Below are 18,560 nucleotides of genomic sequence, written 5' to 3'. Positions count from 1 at the left end.
TCGTGTCTGTCTTCGTCTCGCGTCCGGGCCCGTCAGCCGACGGTCCCGCCTCGCTCTGCCTGAGGGACGCGGGTCGTCGGTAAATGAGTGTTCCTTCACGCCGCCACGGGACATCGACGGGGAGAGCGGGTCGGGCGCAGACTGGAGCGGTGGGCCGCCGGATCGTCGCTCAGTCGTCGGCCGACGCCGGCGTCTGGTCCGCGGGGATGGGGTCGGCGACGCCGTCGAAGTAGCGCTCGGCGAGATGCTCGGCCGTCCGCAGGGCGAGCGCCTGCCCGGTGTGCGTGGGATTCGCGCCGCCGACGCCGTTGGCGAGCGCGGAGTGGTCGGCGACGAACAGCCGGTCGACCGAGAGGGCCTCCCCGCCCGCATCGAGCACCTTCCCGATGGCCATCGAGGACTGCAGGTGGAGGAAGATGGGCGCGGCGGCGGCCCGGTGGATGTGGGTCGCGCCCGCCTCGTCGAGCAGTTTCGCCGACCGACGGGCGAGGTCGAGCCGGCGCTCGTCGTCCTCGGGGTGGGGCGACCAGTCGAGGCGGGCGACGGGGCCGTGCTCGTCCTCGGTGTTCGCGTCGAGCGAGACGCCGTTGTCCTGGCGGGGCCGGTCGTCCGTGTGGCAGATGAGGGTCAGCATCCGCCGGTAGTCGCTCATCTGCTCCTTCAGCTTCGTCCCCGTGATGCGCCCCTCGGTGTCCCACGGCTCGCCGCTCGTGTCGTTCTCGAAGGCGAACCCGTTGACCGACTCCGAGAACATGACCGAGGCGGTGATGCCGGGCGCGAAGGTGTTGACCGCGATGCCGCCCTTCCCGGGCACGTCGAGCCGCGAGCCGGCGGCCTGTCCCTGGTGGGGTTCGACCTTCCGCTGGCCGATGATATCCTCCAGCGTCTCCGAGTCGAAGACCCCGGAGACGAAATCGAAGTGGTGGGTGGTCAACCCGCGGCCGACCCAGCCGTCGTCCGGGAGGCCCGAGTTGAGCCAGAGGCGCGGCGTCTCGATGCAGCCCGCCGCGAGCACCACACAGTCGGCGAAGATGCGGCGAGTCCGGCCGGTCCAGGTGTCGCGGTACGCGACGCCACACGCCTCGAGCGGCCCGGGGCCGGCGCGGGTGAGTACCTGGGTCGCGAAGGCGTTCGGCCGGATCTCGACGTGACCCGTGTCCAGCGCCTTCGGGACGAGCGAGACCAGCGAGCCTCGCTTCGCGCGGTCCTCGAACTCCGCGCCGCGCGGGTGTGGGCCGCCCTGGTGCTCGTGGCAGGCCAGCGTATCGCCGTCGATGTCGCGGAAGTCGCCGTCGTAGTCGCCGTCGCGTGCGAGTGCCTCGTCGGGCTGGTGGATGGCGTTCGGGAACGGCCGGTAGCCCTCGTCATCGACGTTCAGGCCGGTCGTGAGGTCGTACCCCGACCGGCGGGCCCCCTCGAAGAACAGCTCCGCCTTCGGCGTGGTCGGCGCGGGCTTGACCGGATGGACCGACTCCAGGTGCTGGTAGTACGGCACCAGGTCGGCGTAGTCGATGGGCCAGTGGGGCTGGTCGTCGATGGCCGGGACGAACGCGCGCGGGTGGTTGCCGTAGTAGTGCAGCGTCGTGCCGCCGACGCCGGCCACCTGCGAGATGACGCCCGTCTGCGGCACCGTCCGGGCCCAGGGCGCCCGCTCGGCGTCCGCCGGCCCCCAGCGCAGTTTGCCGTCGACGGGGCTGCCCATGTCCCCCTCGCGGGCGGTGAACTGCTGGTCCAGCAGATCCCCCGAGAGGTCGCCGGTCGCAGCTGAGGCGGCGTTCCCGCGGTCGTCGTGCGGGTTCGGGAACTGCTCGTTCCCGTGGAACGGCCCCGCTTCGAGCATGAGCACGTCGATGCCCTGCTGACCCAGGCGCCACGCCAGCGCCGGGGCGTCGCCGCCCGCACCGACGACGACCACGTCCGGGTCCGCCATGTCGATGCCGGAGCCCGTCATGCCTCGTCACCCCCATCGGTCGAGGCCGTTCCGTAGTCGTTCTCCTCGAACTCGTCGACCTCGTAGCCCATGTGGACGGCGTAGCCGTCGGCGGGGCCGGGATAATTGGCCTGTTGCCAGCCCTGGGGCTCCTCGGCGTCGTCGCCCCAGTCGCTGTAGGCCGCCATCGTCGTGATGAACAGCGCGCCCTGCATCAGGTAGGCCACGATGCCGATGGGTGCGTCGTACCGCTCGTCGAGCGCCGGGAACAGGCCGTCGGCCTCCAGCAGGCGGATGGCCCGCATCCGGTCCTCGGGCGCGAGCCGGGAGAAGGGCCCGCCGGCGAACCGCTCTCCGGGGGACTGGAGCGGTTCCTCGCGCTCGCGCGCCAGGATGAGTTCCAGCGCGCCGAAATCCAGCAGCAGCGCCAGCAGCGGCGCGAACGGCATCGTCTCGTAGCCCAGCGACCGGATGGGTCCCTCGGGCGCCTCCTGCAGTTCGTTGAACGCGGTCTCGACCGTCTCGTCGAGGTCGATGTCGAGCGCGCCGGCCGCCCCCACGTCGTCTCCGGCCTCCGGCGTCGCCGGAACCACGGCGTCGACCAGCGCCGCGATGGTGCCACGGGTGTAGCTCACGGCCACGCCCTCCCGCGATGTGTGTGTCCCTGTCGCATATCCCAACGAACCGGCGGTCCCCCGATAAATCCTTCCGCGCGCATCCGGGGTGCGTTCTTGCCGCCGGTCCGGAGCCGACGCCGACCCGGAGCGGCGCGCTCGCGTCAGGGGTCCAGCGCGAGCAGCTGGTTCCGACCGTCGGCGACGAACATCGTCCCGTCGAGTCCGAGCGCGTCGAAGATGGTCTCGCGCTCCAGCGTGGCCGTGGCCTCGCCCTCGGCATCGACGAGGTACGTGGGTCCGGAGACCGTGTCGACCATGAGCGCGTCGGCGGTGGCGGCCTCGGGCCACGCGTTGTTCGCCGGCGGGTCGAACGTCCAGCGAGCCTCCCCGGCGGTGTCGTAGGCGGTCGCGGCGTCGGCCTGCACGCCGCTCCGGGTGTACAGCGTGTCCCCGTCCGGGTCGAGCAGGAGCCACTCGCCGTAGTCGCCGTCCTGCCAGGCGACGGTCCCGTCCGGGTCGACCGCGACGACGACATCGCCGCCGGCGTACAGCCGGTCGCCATCGAGCAGGAGCTCGTGGACCGCGAGGTCGTGTGCCCACGCCCGCGTCCCGTCCGGGGAGACGCCGTGGAGCGTCTGCGGGCCACCCTCGTACGGGTCGCCCGACAGGTAGTAGACCCGCCCCGGGACCGCCTCGACCCGTGTCGCGGGCCCGTGGTCGAGGGTGAAGGTGGTGCTCCCCTGGTGGTCGAGGCCGACGAGTCGGTCGCCGGTGGCGACGAAGATGCCGTCGGACGAGAGCGCGACGTCTGGCGCGCCGACCGCCACGAACTCCCGTGTCCACCTGACCGACCCGTCTGCGGCGTCGATACCGTAGACGACCGTACTGGTCCGCTCGGGCGTCGGGGTCGGGTGCGCCGGCGTCCCGCGGTCGACGAACTCCTGTCCGGTCGCGACCAGGAGACCGTCCGTCACGCCGGCGACCGAGAACCGGCGGTCCCTGCGGACCGACCAGCGCCGGTCCCCGGTGGCCCGGTCGAGCGCGTGCAGCGCGGTCCACTCGCGCTCCTCCGCGGGGCCCGCGACGGTGTAGACCGACCGCGCGGTGACGGTGGCCCCCCAGTGCCCGCGGGCGATGGGCCTCGCGGCCGCGTGGGAGGCGGCGACGGCCTCACCCTCGGACTCGGTGCGCCACACGATGGACTGCTCGGCGGGGTCGACGGCGACCACCGCCGACGGGCCGTCGTTCGCACTCACCGTCAGGAAGAGGTGGTTCTCGCCGGCGTCGACCCCGAGAACGTCGTGGTCGAAGGAGAGCGTCCACGCTGGCTCCCACGCGTCCAGGTCCCCGTCGGGGGTGGTCGTGGGCCCGTCGCCGGCGTCGGTCGGGGAGGGCTGGTCGGAGGGGCCGGCATCGGCCGGCGGATTGTCGGTGGTGTCGGTACAGCCGGCCGCCGCGGCCAGCGTGCCGGCGCCTACCTGGAGGAGTCGTCTGCGGGAGACCATATCGGGTCTCACACAGGGGACGGAAAGGGCCTTGTGGAGGCTCAAAGAGTCGTCTGGGGCTCTCCCGTTCAGCGCCGCCGTAGCCAGTCGAACAGGGCGTCCCGCATCCGGTCCTCGGCGTCGTGCGAGAAGCGGTGCCCCTCGTCGGCGACCGCCCACAGCGCCGTGTCGGTCGCCAGCGCCCCGACGGCGTCGAGGCTGTCCTGCAGGGGGACGGAGTCGTCCTCGCGGCCGTGGAACACGGCGACCGGCACGGCCAGCGCGGCGGCCACGTCGGCGAAGTCGTAGCCCGCGAGATCCTCGACCAGGCGCTCGTCGACCGGGAACCCGGGGGCGTACTCCACCTCGCCCTGCGCGCGGACGGCCTCGGCGAGGGGTTCGAACGCCCGCGCGTACGTGACGGGCGCCCGGGTCGCGACGGCCCGCACGCGCTCGTCGGGCGTGCCGTCACCGCCGGGTCCGTCGCCGACGGCGGCGTGGAGGGCGGTCTTGCCGCCGAAACTGGAGCCGAACAGGACCACGGCCTCGTCGTCGGGCACGAGGTGGTCCAGCACCGCACGGAGGTCAGCGATACGGGCCGAGAGCGTGGCGGCGGCGAACTCCCCGTCGGCATCTCCGCAGCCCCGGAAGTCGAACCGGACGCCGTGGTAGCCCTCCGCGACGGCGCGCTCACAGCGGCTCTCGTAGCTCCCCGTGCGGTCGCTGGCGAAGCCGTGACAGCAGACGAACCAGTCGGCGTCCGGGTCCGTGGCGGGATGATGGACCGCGACCAGTGACTCCCCGTCCGCGACCTCGATGCGGTGACGCTCCGTGTCGGTCATCGTCGGAGCGTGGCGGGCAGGGGTGGTAGGCGTTGGCCTCGTGGCTGGAGGCCGTCGCGCATTCGGCGAGACTTTTTATGTCATTACGCGGGACCCTGGCCCGTGACCGAGTGGTTCAACACCGTCGGCAAGCGGGACGTTCTGGAGGTCGAGCCTCGGGACGGAAGCTGGTACGTTGCGGGGCGGTCGAAGGAATCGGCCGTCAGGTGCCTCGCTGGTGCGTTCGGGACGGAGCCGGACGACGAACCGGAACGGCGACGGATCCGGGCAACGGTATCGAGTTACAAGCGGGGAACCGGTGACCGCCCGGACGTGCTGTTCCTGACCGACGTGGTGCCCGCGCTCGACGCGGAGACCGGGAGCGACCCGCCGGCCGAGGGAGTGACCACCCCGGGAGATGAAGCGGGGGATGGGACGGGCGAGGATCCCTCGTCGGTATCATCGCTCGAACGCATCGCTCGCGAACGGATCGGTGACCGCGAGTTCCGAGGGACGGACGAGGAATCGCTGATCGCAGGTGCGCAGCGACGAGCTAGTGACCGGCATCGGGCGCCCGCTATCGACCCGCGTCTGCAGGACGAGCGGACCGACATCTGTGAGGACGATTGGAGGTGAAATCGGGACGCTGTGAACGGGTGAAGAACGGAATGCTCCGGCGGGGATTTGAACCCCGGTCATTGCCTCGAGAGGGCAATATGATTGGCCGGACTACACTACCAGAGCGCGTTTTCTCGTAACTGACTGGCCTTATTAACCGTTGCGCTTCCCCGACGCCGTGGCCCGAATCCACATGGCGTAGCGGGCGCCACGACTGGATCGGGACGGCCCAGGTCGTCGGGCGATCTCATCACGGAGACGACGCGAGCGGTCGGGTTCCGGCGGAAGAGAACCACCACCCACTACTAAATCAGATGCCGTGAAACGTCGGTTATGGCCCTCTATGCCCTGGATGACCTCGGTGATGCGTTCGAGGTCACGAGGTCGTTCCTCACCCCCGTCGAGTGGCGGACCTGGTTGAAGCTCGCCGTGGTGGCGTTCTTCGTCGGCGTCCCCGGTGCAAACTTCTCCGGGTTCCAGACCTCCTTCGGCGGAGACGGCAGTGGCGGCCCCGTTCCGCCGGGCGTCACCCCCAACGTCGATGTGGGCCCGCAGCTGTGGCTCATCGTCGGTGCCGTCGTCGCGGTCGTCGTCCTCGTCGGACTCGTATACCTGTTCGTCTCGTCCGTGATGGAGTTCGTCCTCGTGGACACGGTCCGGACCGAAACCGTCGCGATCCGGCGCTACTGGTCCGACCGGTGGCGGCAGGGTGTCCGCCTGTTCGGGTTCCGGTTGCTGCTGGGAATCGTCGTCCTCGGGAGCTTCCTCGCCATCATCGGTCCGGTCGTCCTCTCGGCGCTGGATATCGGCCCCGCCAGCCTCGGCATCTCGCTCGCGCTCCTCGTCCTCCTGATCCCGGTGTTCCTGGTCCTCGCGTTCCTCGCCGCCACCATCTACGCCTTCACCACCGCCTTCGTCGTGCCCATCATGATGGCCGAGGGGCGCGGCGTCCTCTCGGGGTGGCGGCGGCTGTGGCCCAGTCTCCGTGCGGAGTGGAAGCAGTATCTCGCGTACGCCGTCGTCGGCTTCCTCCTCTCGGCGACCGGCGGCGTCCTGGTCGGCATCCTGGTCCTGCTCGCCGTCCTCGTGCTGTTGCTCCCGTTCGGCATCCTGTTCGCCGTCGGCTTCGGCGTCTTCCTCGTCGCCGAGCCCGCCGGTATCGTCGTGCTCGTGGTCGTCGGGTTCGTGTTCCTGCTGGCCGTGCTGGTGGCCGTCGCGCTGGCACAGGTACCGGTGGTGACCTACCTCCGGTACTACTCGCTGCTGATCCTCGGTGACATCGAGCCGGACCTCGATCTGGTCCCCGAGCAGCGGACCGCGGTCCGCGAGCAGGACACCGACGCCGGACCCGAGGCGGAGGGCGGCGCGTGACCGCCGACATCACCGAGACGCGGGCCGATGACGGCGCCAGCCCCCCGGCCGGCAGCCGGCTCCGCGGTGGCCTCGCGCTGTTCGCCCTCGGGATGACGGGCGTCGTCGCCATCGCGATGACCGTCGCGCCGACGCTCCGGGGGACGCCCGGACTGGAGGGGCTCTCGTACCCGGCGCTGGTCGCCGTCGCGGCGGCCAACTCGACGGTCCTGCTCGCCGTCTTCGTGGCACTCGGTGCGGTGACCGCCCCACGGGTCGGCCTCCGGTCACACGTCTACGCGTGGGCGAGCGGTGGGCGCCCGGACTGGTCGGCCGTCCGGGACTCGCTCCCGCTGGCGGTCGCCGTCGGCGCCGCGACGTTCGTCGTGGTCTTCGTTCTCGACGCGGCGTTCGCGCCGTTCGTCGCCATCGACGGCGGGATGGCCGGGTCGGACGCCGAGACCCTCCGGGCGCTGGCTGCCTCGGCACCCTACCGGCTCCTCTACGGCGGCATCACGGAGGAGCTCCTCCTGCGCTGGGGCGTGATGGCCCCGCTCGCCTGGGCCCTCTGGTGGGTGGGCAACCGCGTCGGCGAGCGACGGCCATCCCCCTCCGCGGCGGCCGTGTGGGCGGCCATCGTCGTCGCCGCCGTCCTGTTCGGCCTGGGCCACCTCCCGGCCCTGCTGGCCACCTACGACGCGAGCGTCGCACTCGTCGTCCGGACGGTACTCCTGAACACCATCGCCGGCGTCGCGCTGGGCTGGCTGTTCTGGCGGCGCTCGCTGGAGACGGCAATGGTCGCTCACGCCAGCTTCCACGTCACGTTACTGACCGTCTCGGCCGTCCTCGTCGTCGCGCTCTGATGGCGCCGACGCACCAGCCCTTCGGTCACGGCGGTATATCGACCCCCGACCGGTGGGACGCGGGGGTGTGAGTGCGTGAGACTGCTCCGCTACGTCCGCGAGGGGCGGTGGCCGACGGTTGCCGGGTACGGCCTGTTCGTCGCGCTGATGACCGCCGGGTACTACTACAACATCACGTTCGTCCAGCTCGGGCTCATCGACCTCGGGACGCGTCTGGTCGGGATGAGCCGGACCGCCGTCTCGCTCTGGATGGGCGGGCTGGCGCTGGTCACGTTCGCCGTCGCCGTCGCGTTCGGCGTGACGATGGACCGGCGGGGCTGGAGCCGCGACCTCCGGATGCGCCTCCGGTTCCTGTTCGGCGTCCTCGTGGTCCAGTTCGGGCTGACGGTCGCCGCGCCCGCCATCCGGACCGTACCGGCGTTCGGTGCGTGGATTCTCGCGGCGTCGGTCGCGCTCGGCGTGGGCTTTCCCGTCTCGTTCAGCCTCGCGGTCGACCTGATCCCCGTCCCGGACCGCGGCCCCGTCGCGGCCCTCATCACGGCGGCGACCTACGGCCTCGCCAACGCCGTCCCGCTGGCGTGGTCCATCGACGTGTTCGCCCGGGTGATGGTGGCGGCGATGCTGCCCGGGCTCGTCGTCCTCGGTGTCATCGTCTCCGGACGGGTCGCGGCCGTCGAGGACGTCCTCGACGCGCTCTCCGGGCAGGCCGACGAGTTCGGGCCCGGGCGCTTCTGCCGGCCCGCCCCCGTGACGACCCGGAGTCTCGCGTTCTGGTCGCCCGTTCTGCTGATGTTCGGTGTCTTCTTCGTCGACAGCCTCGGGTTCCTCCGCATCATCGACACGCCGGCGCTCGTCCTGAGTTCGTGGCAGTCGCCCGACCTCGGGCCACGCCTCGCGCTTGCGGCCGTCCACGTCGTCGGCGCGCTGATGGCCGGTGTCCTCTACGTCAACTTCGACCGGAACGGCCTCTTCATCTCGGTGTTCGCCCTGTTCGCGCTCACGCACGTCCTCTACACGTCGGACCTGCGGCTGGCGTCGCTGTTCCCCGGCGTCGCCGGCGGCGCCCCCTCCATCGTCAACCCGCTGTTCTACGCGCTGGCGGTCAGCTTCTACACGACGCTGAACTTCGCGCTCTGGCCCGACCTCTCGACCGCCGAGACGGTCGGCACCCACACCGCCATCGGCATCGGGATGGCCGGCTGGCTGGCGACCTTCCTCAGCACGGCCGTCGCGCTCTACCTCGACCACGCCGAGGTGACGCTGCTGACCCACCTCAACCTCGTCAACGCGCTGGCGATGCTCCTCCTGCTGGGGCTCGGCATCGGGCTGTACGTCCAGCGGGCCGTCGGGGTCGCCCGCACGTCCGGCGGGGGCGGCGGGTCCGCCACGGACCGTGAGTCCGGCGGCGACCCGGAACGCCAGGAGGTGACCCGATGAACCCCGTCGAGGTGTTGCCGCTGCTGGTCGTCGTCGTCCTCCTCCTGTCGGCCAGTGGCGCCGAGCCCGCGTCGATGGAGATCACCTTCGAGGGCGACCGGGCCCTCTCGGGGCCCGCGCCGGCGTTCGTCGTCGCCGGGGGGACCGTGACGGTGCCCCCGGACGCCACCGCCCGCGGCCGCCTGTTCGTCGTCGGGGGCACGCTCGACGTGGAGGGCCGGGTGGCAGGCGACGTGACACAGCTCGCCGGCAACCTCTCGGTGGCCGACGGCGCCGCCATCACGGGCGACCTCCAGTCCATCTCCGGGACGACCGCGGTGGCCGAGGGTGCCAGCATCGGCTCGCGGACGACGGTCGACGTGACGCCACAGCAGCGCTCGCCCGCGACCGTGGCCGGCTTCGTCCTGCTCCAGATGCTCGTCGTCGGGGGCGCGGCCGCGCTGCTGACCCGGCGGGCCCCCACGCTCCTCGACAACGTGGGCGCCACCGTCACCGGCCACCCGGTGGTCAGCGGCGTCGTCGGGTCGCTGGCGGGCGTGACGCTGCTCGTCCTGTTCGTCTACATGGCGTTCACGTTGATACTCCTGCCCGTGAGCATCCTCGGCCTGTTCGGGCAGTTCCTCGTCGTCGCCTACGCGTACGTGGTGTACGGGCACCTGCTGGGCCGGCGCCTGCCCGTCGAGCGCCCGGCGCTCGCCGCGGCGCTGGGCGGGGCGGGGTTCGTCCTCGTCATGGAACTCCTCTCGCGACTCCCGCTGGTGGGCGGGCTGGTGCAGGTCACACTGGTCACGGTCGGGTTCGGCGCCGTCCTCGTCTCCTACTTCGGCCTTCGGGCGTTCGAGCCGCCGGAGCTCCCCGGGTAGGACGTCCTCTCGATGGCGTTCCCGCCACTCCTCGCGCTTGCCGTCGTCTGGTTCCAGCTGCGCCGGGCCGCCGAGCGGAGCCGCGCGGAGCGCCAGGGGAAACTGTAGGCCGCGAGCGCCCGAAACACGGAAGCCGCTCGCCCGAGTCGCCCCGGGCATGGACGCCGAGACCCTTCGAGCGGAGCCCGAGCGGGTGGTGGAGCTGATCGATCACACGAACGTCGAGCCGGACTCGACCGAGGCCGAGATCCGAGAGCTCTGTGAGGAGGTGCTGGAGTACGGGTTCAACGCGGCGTGCGTCGTCCCCTACCACGCTGAACTCGCGGCCGACATCCTGGGTGACGAGGCCGACGTGGTGGTGGTCGTCGGCTTCCCCTACGGGGTCCAGAACCCGCGAGCGAAGCGGGCCGAGGTCGAAGAACTGCTGGAGTACGCCGACGAACTGGACATGGTGATGAACCGGACCGCCTTCGTCAACGGCGACCACGAGTACGTGGTCAACGACATCCGGTCGGTGAAGCAGGCCGTCGGGGAGAAGACGCTGAAGTGCATCATCGAGTCGCCGACGCTCACCGACGAGGAGATCCGCCGAGCGTCGGAGCTCGTCGACGAGGGCGGCGCCGACTTCGTGAAGACGGCCGTCGGCTACGAGGGCGGCTGCGACGTCGACGAGGTCCGCGCGATGCGCGAGGCCGCCGGCCCGCACGTCGAGGTCAAGGCCTCCGGCGGCATCGGCTCCTTCGAGGAAGTCCTCACGATGGTCGATGCCGGCGCGACCCGTATCGGCGCGTCCTCGGGCGTCGAGATCGCCGAATCCATCGAGGAGTGACGGCGACGACAGGCTCCTGAGGAGTGTGGCCGACGGGACGCCGACGCCGGATGGGCCCTACTCGATGGCGATGCCACCCTTCATGCCGACCGAGAGGTGTGGCTCGCAGTGGTAGAGGACGACGCCGGCCTCGTCGAGCGTCCGCCGGTACTCGGTGTCGGCGCTCTGGGTGGGCTCGCCGGAGCTGAACTCGTAGTCGGACTCGCCGAGCTGGTCGTCAGGTTCGGCCTCGACGTTGTGCCGGCCGCCGTCGCCGGTCCAGTCCCAGACGACCTCCGTGCCTGCCGAGACGAGGACCGCAGAGGGCCCGAACGCGAAGTCGTCGCCGTTGCCCTCCGTCCCGACACCGATGGTGACGGTGTCCTGGTCGCGCAGGTCGACCAGCGTCCCCTCGTAGGTGTCGTCGGCGCCGCCCACGTCGGTCTCGGTCAGCCAGTCGTCGACCGCCGGGAAGTCGTTCCCCGGAACGGTGTCCTGACCACCATCGCCGCCGTCACCGGTACAGCCGGCCAAACCCGCCAGGGTAGCGACCCCCACGCCCCTCAGTACGGTCCGCCGGTCCATCCGCGGATCACTCGGTGCAGTCATGACCTGGGCTACGGACCCTCCCGACATGAATTACCAGATAATTCTCGGAGTTATATAGCTACCAGCACATTTATCAATGAAACTCCGGGTTTTCGAGATATCCGTGCCGGCGGAAGGCCGGTGAGTCGCAGCTATCAGAGCAGCCCCGCGACGTAGACCACCAGCAGCGCCACCGTCGTCACCAGCCCCGCGAGCGCGGTGACCGAGAGCCGCCCCACGGTGAGTGGTGCGGTGAACCCCGCCCGGTCGCCGGGGTGGTCGAATCGGAGCTTGAGGAGTGCGGCGTTCACCACGACGAACACGACGAGCAGCGCCGCATTGGCCAGCGCCGCCACCTGCCCGAGGTCGCCCAGCAGGACGAACGGGACCGTCAGGCCACCGACCAGCGCGACCGCGAGGTAGGGCGTCCGGCGGCCGGCGTGGATCCGCGAGAACATCGTGGGGAACGAGCGGTACTCGCTCTTCGAGACGCCGTACAGCAGTCGCGAGGTCGACACCAGCAGGATGAGGACCGTGTTCGCGGTCGAGGTGAGCGCGATGGCCCCGACGACGGAGCCGGCGACCGCGCCACCGCCCGCCTCGGCGACCAGCGCGAGCGGCGACGCCGACGCCCCGAGTGCCCGCCAGTCCACGAGGCCGACCGCCGAGAACGCAACCAGCACGTACAGGACCGTCGTGGTGGCGATGGAGAGCAGGATGGCCCGCGGCACCGTCCGGGTGGCGTCGCGGGTCTCCTCGGCGACGTTGACGATGGAGCCGAAGCCGAGGTAGGCGAAGAAGACGAGGAAGGTGGCAGCGACGACACCCGAGCCGCCGAACGGCGCGTCCAGTACCGCGACCGAGCCCCACGTGTTCCGCCCGAGCCAGATGACCAGCGCGAGGCCCCCGACCTCGGCGGCCGTGAACAGGACGTTCAGCTTCGCGGAGAGTTCGATGCCCCAGAAGTTGACCGCCGACGCGAGTGCCACCAGCGCGAGCGCCGCCAGGGCTGGGGGCACGTCGGTGAAGGCGGTCAGGTAGCCCGAGAACGCGAGCGCGACGGCTGCCGCCGAGACGGCGCCGACGAACACCCGCAGCACCGCCACGACCTCGGCGAGGCGCTTGCTCCCCATCGACTCGCGGACGTAGACGTAGTCCCCCTCGCCCTTCGGGAAGCGCGAGGCGAGTTCCGCGTAGCTCAGACCCGTCAGCCCGGCGACGACGGCGGCTGCGAGGAACGCCAGCGGGACGGACTCGCCGGCGACAGCGGTGGCCTCGCCGAGGATGGCGTAGATGCCCGCCCCGAGGATGAGCCCGACGCCGTACACCGTGACCTCGAACAGTCCGAGTTCGCGACTGAGCGAGGGCACTGCGGCCTCGCTCGCGCCCGGCCCCTCGGGTGCGCTCACGGGACACCACCCGCTGCCCGCGTCCGCCACACGTATCCCCCGTGACGACAGCGACGACCCGGTTCGGACGACATATCCATGCCCGACTGGGGCGGGGGACAACTTCGCTACGGTTCCGGTTCCCGCGGCGAGAGAGCCGGCGGAGGGCATAAGTCCCGACCGAGTGTCGGCCAACCCAGCCAACCGATGTGCCCTCCGAGAGCGAACGAACAGCCCGCCCTCGCTCCCCGCCAGAGGGCGACTACCCGGGAGGCCGGCCGATGAGTGATGCCGACGGGCGGACGGCGCTGACGCCGCCCGAGGACTGGCACGCAGCCCCCCTCGACGATCTCTACGGGGCGCTCGACACCGACGAGGCCGGGCTCTCGGCGACCGAGGCCGCGCGTCGCCTCGAGCGGCACGGCCCGAACGAGATCCGGGAGGGCGAGTCGGTCTCCCCGCTCGCGCTGTTCGTCTCGCAGTTCCAGGACGTGCTCATCTACCTGCTGGTGCTGGCGGCGGCGCTGTCGCTCGCCGTCGGCCTGCTCCCCGGCGAGGAACCCAACTACGTCGACGCCGGACTCATCCTGCTCATCCTGTTCGCCAACGGCGTCTTCGGCTTCGTCCAGGACTACCGCGCCGAGCAGGCGATGGCCCGGCTGCGCGAGATGGCGACGCCCGACGCGACCGTCATCCGCGACGGGGAGAAGCGCCGGGTCCCCGCCCGCGAGGTGGTTCCCGGCGACGTGGTCGTGATCGAACAGGGGGATGCGGTCCCGGCGGACGCGCGCCTCCTCGAGGCGACCGATCTCGAGACGAAGGAGGCCGCGCTGACCGGCGAGAGCGCCTCGACGTCGAAGGCGTCCGACCCGCTACCGGCAGCGACCCCGCTCGCCGAGCGTGCGAACAGCCTGTTCATGAACACCACCGCAGTCCGGGGGCGTGGGCGGGCGCTCGTCGTCGAGACGGGGATGGAGACGGAGGTGGGCGCCATCGCGACGCAGATACAGGAGGCCGAGCGCGACGACACGCCCTTCCAGCAGGAGGTGAACGAACTCGGCCGGCGCATCGGGCTGGGCGTCCTCGGCCTCATCGGCCTCGTCGTCGCCGTCCAGTTCCTGTTCACGGAGACCGGCCCCATCGCCATCCTCCTGACCGCCATCACGCTCGCGGTCGCCGCGGTCCCCGAGGGGCTCCCTGCGGTCGTGACGCTGACGCTGGCGCTGGGCTCGCAGCGACTCGTCGACCGGAACGCGCTGGTCCGCCGGCTCCCCGTCGTCGAGAGCCTCGGCTCCGTCGACACCATCCTCACGGACAAGACCGGCACGCTCACCGAGGGCCAGATGACCGTCACCCGGGTCTCGGCCGGCGACGCCGTCTACGAGGTGACGGGCCAGGGCCTCGAACCGACGGGCGAGTTCCTGCGCGACGGCGAACCGGCCCCGGCCGAGGACCTCGCCCCCGTCCTCCGGTGCGGGGCGTACTGCAACAACGCCGAGCGCGCTGCCGACGACGCCGACGAGGCGTTCCTCGGCGACCCGACGGAGGTGGCGCTGGTCGTCTCCGCCGCGAAGGCCGGCATCGACCGCGAGGAGGTCGAACGCCTGCGTGAGGTCCCGTTCGCCTCCGAGCGCCAGCGGATGACCGTCGTCGTGGGCGCGGGCGACGGTGCTGCCGGTCGTCCAGAGAGCCCGACGGCCTACACGAAGGGGGCGCCGGGCGCCGTGCTGGAGCGGTGTGACACCGTGCTGGTGGACGGCGAGGTGGTCCCGCTGACCGACGAGCGCCGCGCGGCCATCCAGGAGCGGACCGACACCTTTGCGGGCGAGGCGCTCCGCGTGCTGGCGTTCGCACGGCGGACGGGCGTCGACCCGGACGCCGACGCCGAGACGCTGGAGACCGGACTGACGTTCCTCGGCCTGCAGGGGATGCTCGACCCGCCGCGCGGGGAGGTCCCCGACGCCGTCGCGGACTGCCGGGACGCCGGCATCCGCGTCGTGATGGTGACCGGCGACAACCGTGTCACCGCCGCCGCGATCGGCGAGGCCATCGGCTTCGACCCCGCGGGCGCACTGACGGGGCCGGAACTCGACGCGTTGAGCGATGCCGAACTCCGCGAGGTCGTCGAGGAGGTGGAGGTGTTCGCCCGCGTCGCCCCGGAGCACAAGGTGCGCGTGCTGCAGGCGCTCCAGGCCAACGGCCACACCGTCGCCATGACAGGTGACGGCGTCAACGACGCGCCCGGCCTCCGGAACGCCGATGTCGGTATCTCGATGGGCATCCGCGGGACGGACGTGACGAAGGAGGCCTCGGACATGGTGCTCCAGGACGACAACTTCGCGACCATCCGCGACGCCGTCGCGGAGGGCCGTGCCATCTTCGACAACATCCAGAAGTTCGTCAACCTGCTCCTGTCGGCCAACACCGCGGAGGTGCTCATCGTCTTCCTCGGTGTCCTCCTCGGGAGCGCGCTGTTCCCCGAGCTGTTCGCCTCCCGAACGGAGGCGCTCGTGCTGACGCCCGTGATGCTGCTGTGGATCAATCTCGTCACCGACGGCCTGCCGGCGCTGGCGCTGGGCGTCGACCCGAAGGCACCGGACGTGCTCGACCGGCCGCCACGGGAGCCGGGCCACTCCGTCATCGACCGTGACGTCGTGCTGTCGGTCCTGACCATCGCGGTCACCGCGACGGTCGCCGGGTTGGTGATCTTCTTCGAGGCCCTCTCGGCGACCGGGTCGCTCGTCCGGGCCCAGACGCTGCTGTTCACCTTCCTCGTGGTGGCGGAGATGGGACTCGTCCAGGTCATCCGGCGGCGGTTCGGCGCGTCGCTCCTGTCGAACCGGTGGCTCCTCGCCGCCGTCGCGGGCTCGCTGGCGCTCCAGCTGGCGGTGCTGTACACCCCGCTCGCGCGCCTGTTCGACGTGGTGCAGCCGGGACTGGCGGGCTGGCAGACCATCGGCCTCGCCGTGGCCGCGGTACTGGTCGCCAATGCGGCGCTCTCGGCCGCCACGGACCGGGCGCTGGACCGCACCGGGGAGAACTGACGGTGCCGTCCGACCGGCCGCGGCTTCCGACCACCCGACGGCGACTGCTCGCGGGGGCCGGGATGGGCCTCGCACTCTGGCTGGCCGGCTGTTCACTGTCGCCTGCCTCGGGCGGCCCGCCGTACGCGGTCCACGAACTCGACGACGGGCCGGTCTTCGGGCCGGGACTGCAGGACGAGCGCGAGCACGCCGTCTACGCGGGCCTCGTCGTCGCGGCGTCGGGACTCGACGCGTTCGACCGCGAGCGACTCACCGACGCCGCGGCCGACTTCCTCGACGCCACCGACTTCGCCGACCAGTACCTGGCTGTGGTGCAGGTGAGTGCGGTCCCCGCCTCGATGGTCGGGAGCGTCCCCGACGTGGCCGAGAGCGACACCAACTGCACCGTCGTCGCGAGCCTCGACAGCCACACGCCCGCGTCCGACGAACAGGTGGTCACGACGCTTCTGGTCCGGGTGACCGCCCAGCACCGGGCGCCGCCCGAGACCGTCCGGCTGGAACTCCACATCGACGACCAGCACCGGACCGCGAGCGGCGACCGGGTCACTTCCGGCGGGTGAGGACGGACCGCTCGAGCCCCCGACTCAGCGGACGACCGTCACCGGAACGGGCGAGCCGCGCATCACCCGCTCGGCCACGCTTCCGAGGAGGAGCCGCGAGGCGCCCTTGCGACCGTGGCTCCCCATCACCACGTGGTCCACTGCGTGGGCTCCGACGTAGTCGAGGATCTCGCTCGCGGGCTTGCCGTGCTCGACGGCCGTCGTCACCGCGACCCCGTGGTCGGCGGCGAGTGCCTCGGCCCGTTCGAGCCTCGCCTCGGCCTCGGCGGTGGCGCGCTCGACCCACGACTCGGCCGCCCCGAGGCCCTTCGCCTCGGCCTCGTACACCGCGTCGATGGGGTCGATGACGCAGAGGACGGTCACGTCGTCGTCCGGGTGCCTCGTGCAGACCCGTTCGAGCGCCCGCTCGGAGAGTGGCGACCCGTCGAACGGGACCAGGACGTGTTCGCTCATACCGCCCCACTCGGTCCCACGGCACGAAACGTTTCGTCCGGTTCCCGGCCCGTCGGACCGAGCGACGGGCATTTGTCTCCACCCGGCGGGATGCGGGTATGCTCGCAGAACTGCTCGGTGACGAGGTCGAGCCCTCGGGCCGGTACCTCGCGGAGGTCATCTACGGTGCGAACGACGGCATCGTCACGACGTTCGCCGTGGTCTCCGGCGTCGCGGGTGCGGCGCTCTCGCCCTCCATCGTCCTCATCCTCGGCGTGGCGAACCTGTTCGCCGACGGCTTCTCGATGGGGATGAGTAACTACCTCAGCCGCCGCTCGGAGATCGACTACCGCGAGTCGAGAACCGGGGCCGAGCAGGGCGCGGGCGCGACGGGCACCGGCGAGCCCCACGACGGCGGGAAGTCACCCGCACGGACGGCGTTCGTCACGTTCCTCGCGTTCGTCGTGGCGGGGTGGGCGCCGCTGCTGCCGTACGTGTTCGAACTGGGGCCGCTGTTCGGTGCCTCCATCGCGTTCACCGCGCTCGCGTTCTTCGGTGTCGGCGCGAGCCGGAGCCTCGTGACGGACCGCCACTGGGCCATCAACGGCATGGAGATGTTCGTGGTCGGGATGGCCGCGGCCGCCGTCGCCTACGCGGTCGGGAGCCTGCTCGGCGGCGTCGCCTGAGCACCCCCGTCGCCTCGATACCGCCGGGCGGAGCAACCGTTACGGCGGACGACGATGAGGTAGGGAACGATGCTGGTCGAATCCGCCCTGTTCGTCGTCGGCCTGGCCGCGCTCGTCGCCGGCGCGGACCGCGCCGTGACGGCCGCCGCCGACCTCGCGCTCTACTACGGTGTCTCCGCGTTCTTCATCGGCGTCACGCTCATCTCCGTCGGCACATCCGTCCCGGAGATGGTCACCTCGGTCTACGCCGCGTACTACGGCGCAGGTGACCTGGTGGTCGGCAACATCGTCGGCTCCGAGACCGCCCAGATCACCCTCGCCATCGCCCTCGTCGCGTTCATCGCCCCGTTCGTCACGGAGCGGCGGAACGTGCTGGTGTACGGCTCGGCGATGATCCTGGCGATGATCATCATGATACTCACGCTCGACGACGGCGTCATCGGGCGTGCCGAGGGGTTCCTGATGATGCTCGCGTACCTCCAGTTCATCTACACCCTCTACACGAACGAGGGGGGTGAGGAGATCACCGAGGAGGTCGTCGAGCCCACCGAGCCACCGGCCCGCTCGGTCGCGGTCATCGTCGTCGGGCTGGTCTTCGTGGTCGGCGGTGGGCAGTTGATGGTCACAAACGGAGTGGCGCTCGCGCGCCTCGCGGGGATTCCGGAGTACGTTGTCGGCCTCCTCACGGGGCTGGGAACCACGCTCCCCGAGATCGTCGTCGCAGGTATCGCCGCCCACGAGGGGCGGGGTGGCATCTCCGTCGGATCCATCCTCGGAAGCAACATCACCGACCCCGTGTTCTCGCTGGGCGTCGGGGCCCTCTTCTTCGACGTCGTCGTCGAGGACACCGCCACGCTGCTTCCCTCGCTGACGTACATGCTCGCAGTGTCTATCGCCGTGCTGGCGCTGTTCTACTGGCGTGAGGGTATCGACCGCCGAGCGGCGGTCCTCTGTCTGTTGCTGTACTTCCCCTCGTTCTTCGTGCTGTAGGATGGAGCGAACGGCGGAACGCTCGTGATGTGGGAGGTGTCGAACGGCGGACTTCCGCGAGCGGTCGACGTCGGCCACAGC

16 protein-coding genes, 1 tRNA gene and 1 pseudogene are annotated in these 18,560 nt (G+C 71.1%); 10 read left to right on the top strand and 8 right to left on the bottom strand.

The window, feature by feature from the left end; all coding sequences use genetic code 11:
• Nucleotides 1-169: 169 nt before the first annotated feature.
• From P2T62_RS14145 to P2T62_RS14130, 4 genes and pseudogenes are all read right to left on the bottom strand, one after another.
• Nucleotides 170-1,951 (bottom strand): GMC family oxidoreductase N-terminal domain-containing protein, encoded by a 1,782-nt coding sequence (locus P2T62_RS14145; RefSeq protein ID WP_276257722.1) that lies wholly within the window; start codon nucleotides 1,949-1,951, stop codon nucleotides 170-172.
• Nucleotides 1,948-2,565, bottom strand: coding sequence for a hypothetical protein (locus tag P2T62_RS14140; protein ID WP_276257721.1), 618 nt, complete (start codon nucleotides 2,563-2,565; stop codon nucleotides 1,948-1,950). The genes P2T62_RS14145 and P2T62_RS14140 overlap by 4 nt, the downstream gene beginning before the upstream one ends.
• A gap of 143 nt (nucleotides 2,566-2,708) precedes the next feature.
• Nucleotides 2,709-4,052: an outer membrane protein assembly factor BamB family protein gene (locus P2T62_RS14135; RefSeq protein WP_276257720.1), complete on the bottom strand. Its 1,344-nt coding sequence runs from the start codon at nucleotides 4,050-4,052 to the stop codon at nucleotides 2,709-2,711.
• 68 nt (nucleotides 4,053-4,120) lie between these two features.
• Nucleotides 4,121-4,897 (bottom strand): annotated as a pseudogene (locus P2T62_RS14130) (alpha/beta hydrolase family protein); the annotation flags it as partial.
• A 78-nt stretch (nucleotides 4,898-4,975) separates the two neighbouring features.
• Here P2T62_RS14130 and P2T62_RS14125 point away from each other — a divergent pair.
• Entirely contained in the window at nucleotides 4,976-5,488 is a 513-nt protein-coding gene (locus P2T62_RS14125; RefSeq protein ID WP_276257719.1) for a hypothetical protein, read from the top strand.
• A gap of 33 nt (nucleotides 5,489-5,521) precedes the next feature.
• On the opposite strand, the gene P2T62_RS14120 is transcribed toward P2T62_RS14125, so the two are convergent.
• Nucleotides 5,522-5,596, bottom strand: a tRNA-Glu gene (locus P2T62_RS14120).
• Nucleotides 5,597-5,803: 207 nt separating this feature from the next.
• On the opposite strand from P2T62_RS14120, the gene P2T62_RS14115 reads away from it, so the two are divergent.
• From P2T62_RS14115 to deoC, 5 genes are all read left to right on the top strand, one after another.
• Entirely contained in the window at nucleotides 5,804-6,841 is a 1,038-nt protein-coding gene (locus P2T62_RS14115) for a DUF7544 domain-containing protein (protein WP_276257718.1), read from the top strand.
• The gene (locus tag P2T62_RS14110) at nucleotides 6,838-7,683 is read left to right on the top strand and encodes a CPBP family glutamic-type intramembrane protease (RefSeq protein WP_276257717.1); all 846 of its coding nucleotides are present in this window, start codon (nucleotides 6,838-6,840) and stop codon (nucleotides 7,681-7,683) included. Before P2T62_RS14115 ends, P2T62_RS14110 begins: the two co-directional genes overlap by 4 nt.
• A gap of 75 nt (nucleotides 7,684-7,758) precedes the next feature.
• Nucleotides 7,759-9,120 carry an MFS transporter gene (locus P2T62_RS14105; protein ID WP_276257716.1) on the top strand — a complete coding sequence of 454 codons (1,362 nt, stop codon included), beginning with the start codon at nucleotides 7,759-7,761 and terminating at the stop codon, nucleotides 9,118-9,120.
• On the top strand, nucleotides 9,117-9,983 hold the full coding sequence (locus tag P2T62_RS14100) for a DUF8173 domain-containing protein (protein ID WP_276257715.1): 867 nt from the start codon (nucleotides 9,117-9,119) through the stop codon (nucleotides 9,981-9,983). The genes P2T62_RS14105 and P2T62_RS14100 overlap by 4 nt, the downstream gene beginning before the upstream one ends.
• Nucleotides 9,984-10,140: 157 nt before the next feature.
• Nucleotides 10,141-10,812, top strand: a complete 672-nt coding sequence (gene deoC, locus P2T62_RS14095; RefSeq protein ID WP_276257714.1) for a deoxyribose-phosphate aldolase — start codon at nucleotides 10,141-10,143, stop codon at nucleotides 10,810-10,812.
• Between the two features lie 57 nt (nucleotides 10,813-10,869).
• On the opposite strand, the gene P2T62_RS14090 is transcribed toward deoC, so the two are convergent.
• Both P2T62_RS14090 and P2T62_RS14085 read right to left on the bottom strand, forming a co-directional pair.
• Nucleotides 10,870-11,325: a halocyanin domain-containing protein gene (locus P2T62_RS14090; protein ID WP_276257713.1), complete on the bottom strand. Its 456-nt coding sequence runs from the start codon at nucleotides 11,323-11,325 to the stop codon at nucleotides 10,870-10,872.
• Nucleotides 11,326-11,534: 209 nt separating this feature from the next.
• Complete coding sequence (locus P2T62_RS14085) at nucleotides 11,535-12,788, bottom strand: APC family permease (RefSeq protein WP_276257712.1); 1,254 nt, start codon at nucleotides 12,786-12,788, stop codon at nucleotides 11,535-11,537.
• 260 nt (nucleotides 12,789-13,048) lie between these two features.
• Between P2T62_RS14085 and P2T62_RS14080 the strand changes: the two genes are divergently transcribed.
• Both P2T62_RS14080 and P2T62_RS14075 read left to right on the top strand, forming a co-directional pair.
• A complete protein-coding gene (locus tag P2T62_RS14080) occupies nucleotides 13,049-15,811 on the top strand; it encodes a cation-translocating P-type ATPase (RefSeq protein ID WP_276257711.1) in 2,763 nt (920 codons plus the stop codon).
• Nucleotides 15,812-15,813: 2 nt separating this feature from the next.
• A complete protein-coding gene (locus P2T62_RS14075) occupies nucleotides 15,814-16,371 on the top strand; it encodes a hypothetical protein (RefSeq protein WP_276257710.1) in 558 nt (185 codons plus the stop codon).
• A gap of 24 nt (nucleotides 16,372-16,395) precedes the next feature.
• Here the strand turns inward: P2T62_RS14075 and P2T62_RS14070 are convergent, their stop codons facing one another.
• A complete protein-coding gene (locus P2T62_RS14070) occupies nucleotides 16,396-16,824 on the bottom strand; it encodes a universal stress protein (RefSeq protein ID WP_276257709.1) in 429 nt (142 codons plus the stop codon).
• Between the two features lie 98 nt (nucleotides 16,825-16,922).
• On the opposite strand from P2T62_RS14070, the gene P2T62_RS14065 reads away from it, so the two are divergent.
• Complete coding sequence (locus tag P2T62_RS14065; protein ID WP_276257708.1) at nucleotides 16,923-17,489, top strand: VIT1/CCC1 transporter family protein; 567 nt, start codon at nucleotides 16,923-16,925, stop codon at nucleotides 17,487-17,489.
• Nucleotides 17,490-17,558: 69 nt separating this feature from the next.
• Nucleotides 17,559-18,479 (top strand): sodium:calcium antiporter, encoded by a 921-nt coding sequence (locus P2T62_RS14060; RefSeq protein ID WP_276257707.1) that lies wholly within the window; start codon nucleotides 17,559-17,561, stop codon nucleotides 18,477-18,479.
• Nucleotides 18,480-18,560: the final 81 nt, after the last annotated feature.

The sequence above is a fragment of the Haloglomus litoreum genome (assembly GCF_029338515.1).
Classification (GTDB): domain Archaea; phylum Halobacteriota; class Halobacteria; order Halobacteriales; family Haloarculaceae; genus Haloglomus; species Haloglomus litoreum.
This window is presented reverse-complemented; position numbering and strand designations above follow the sequence as displayed.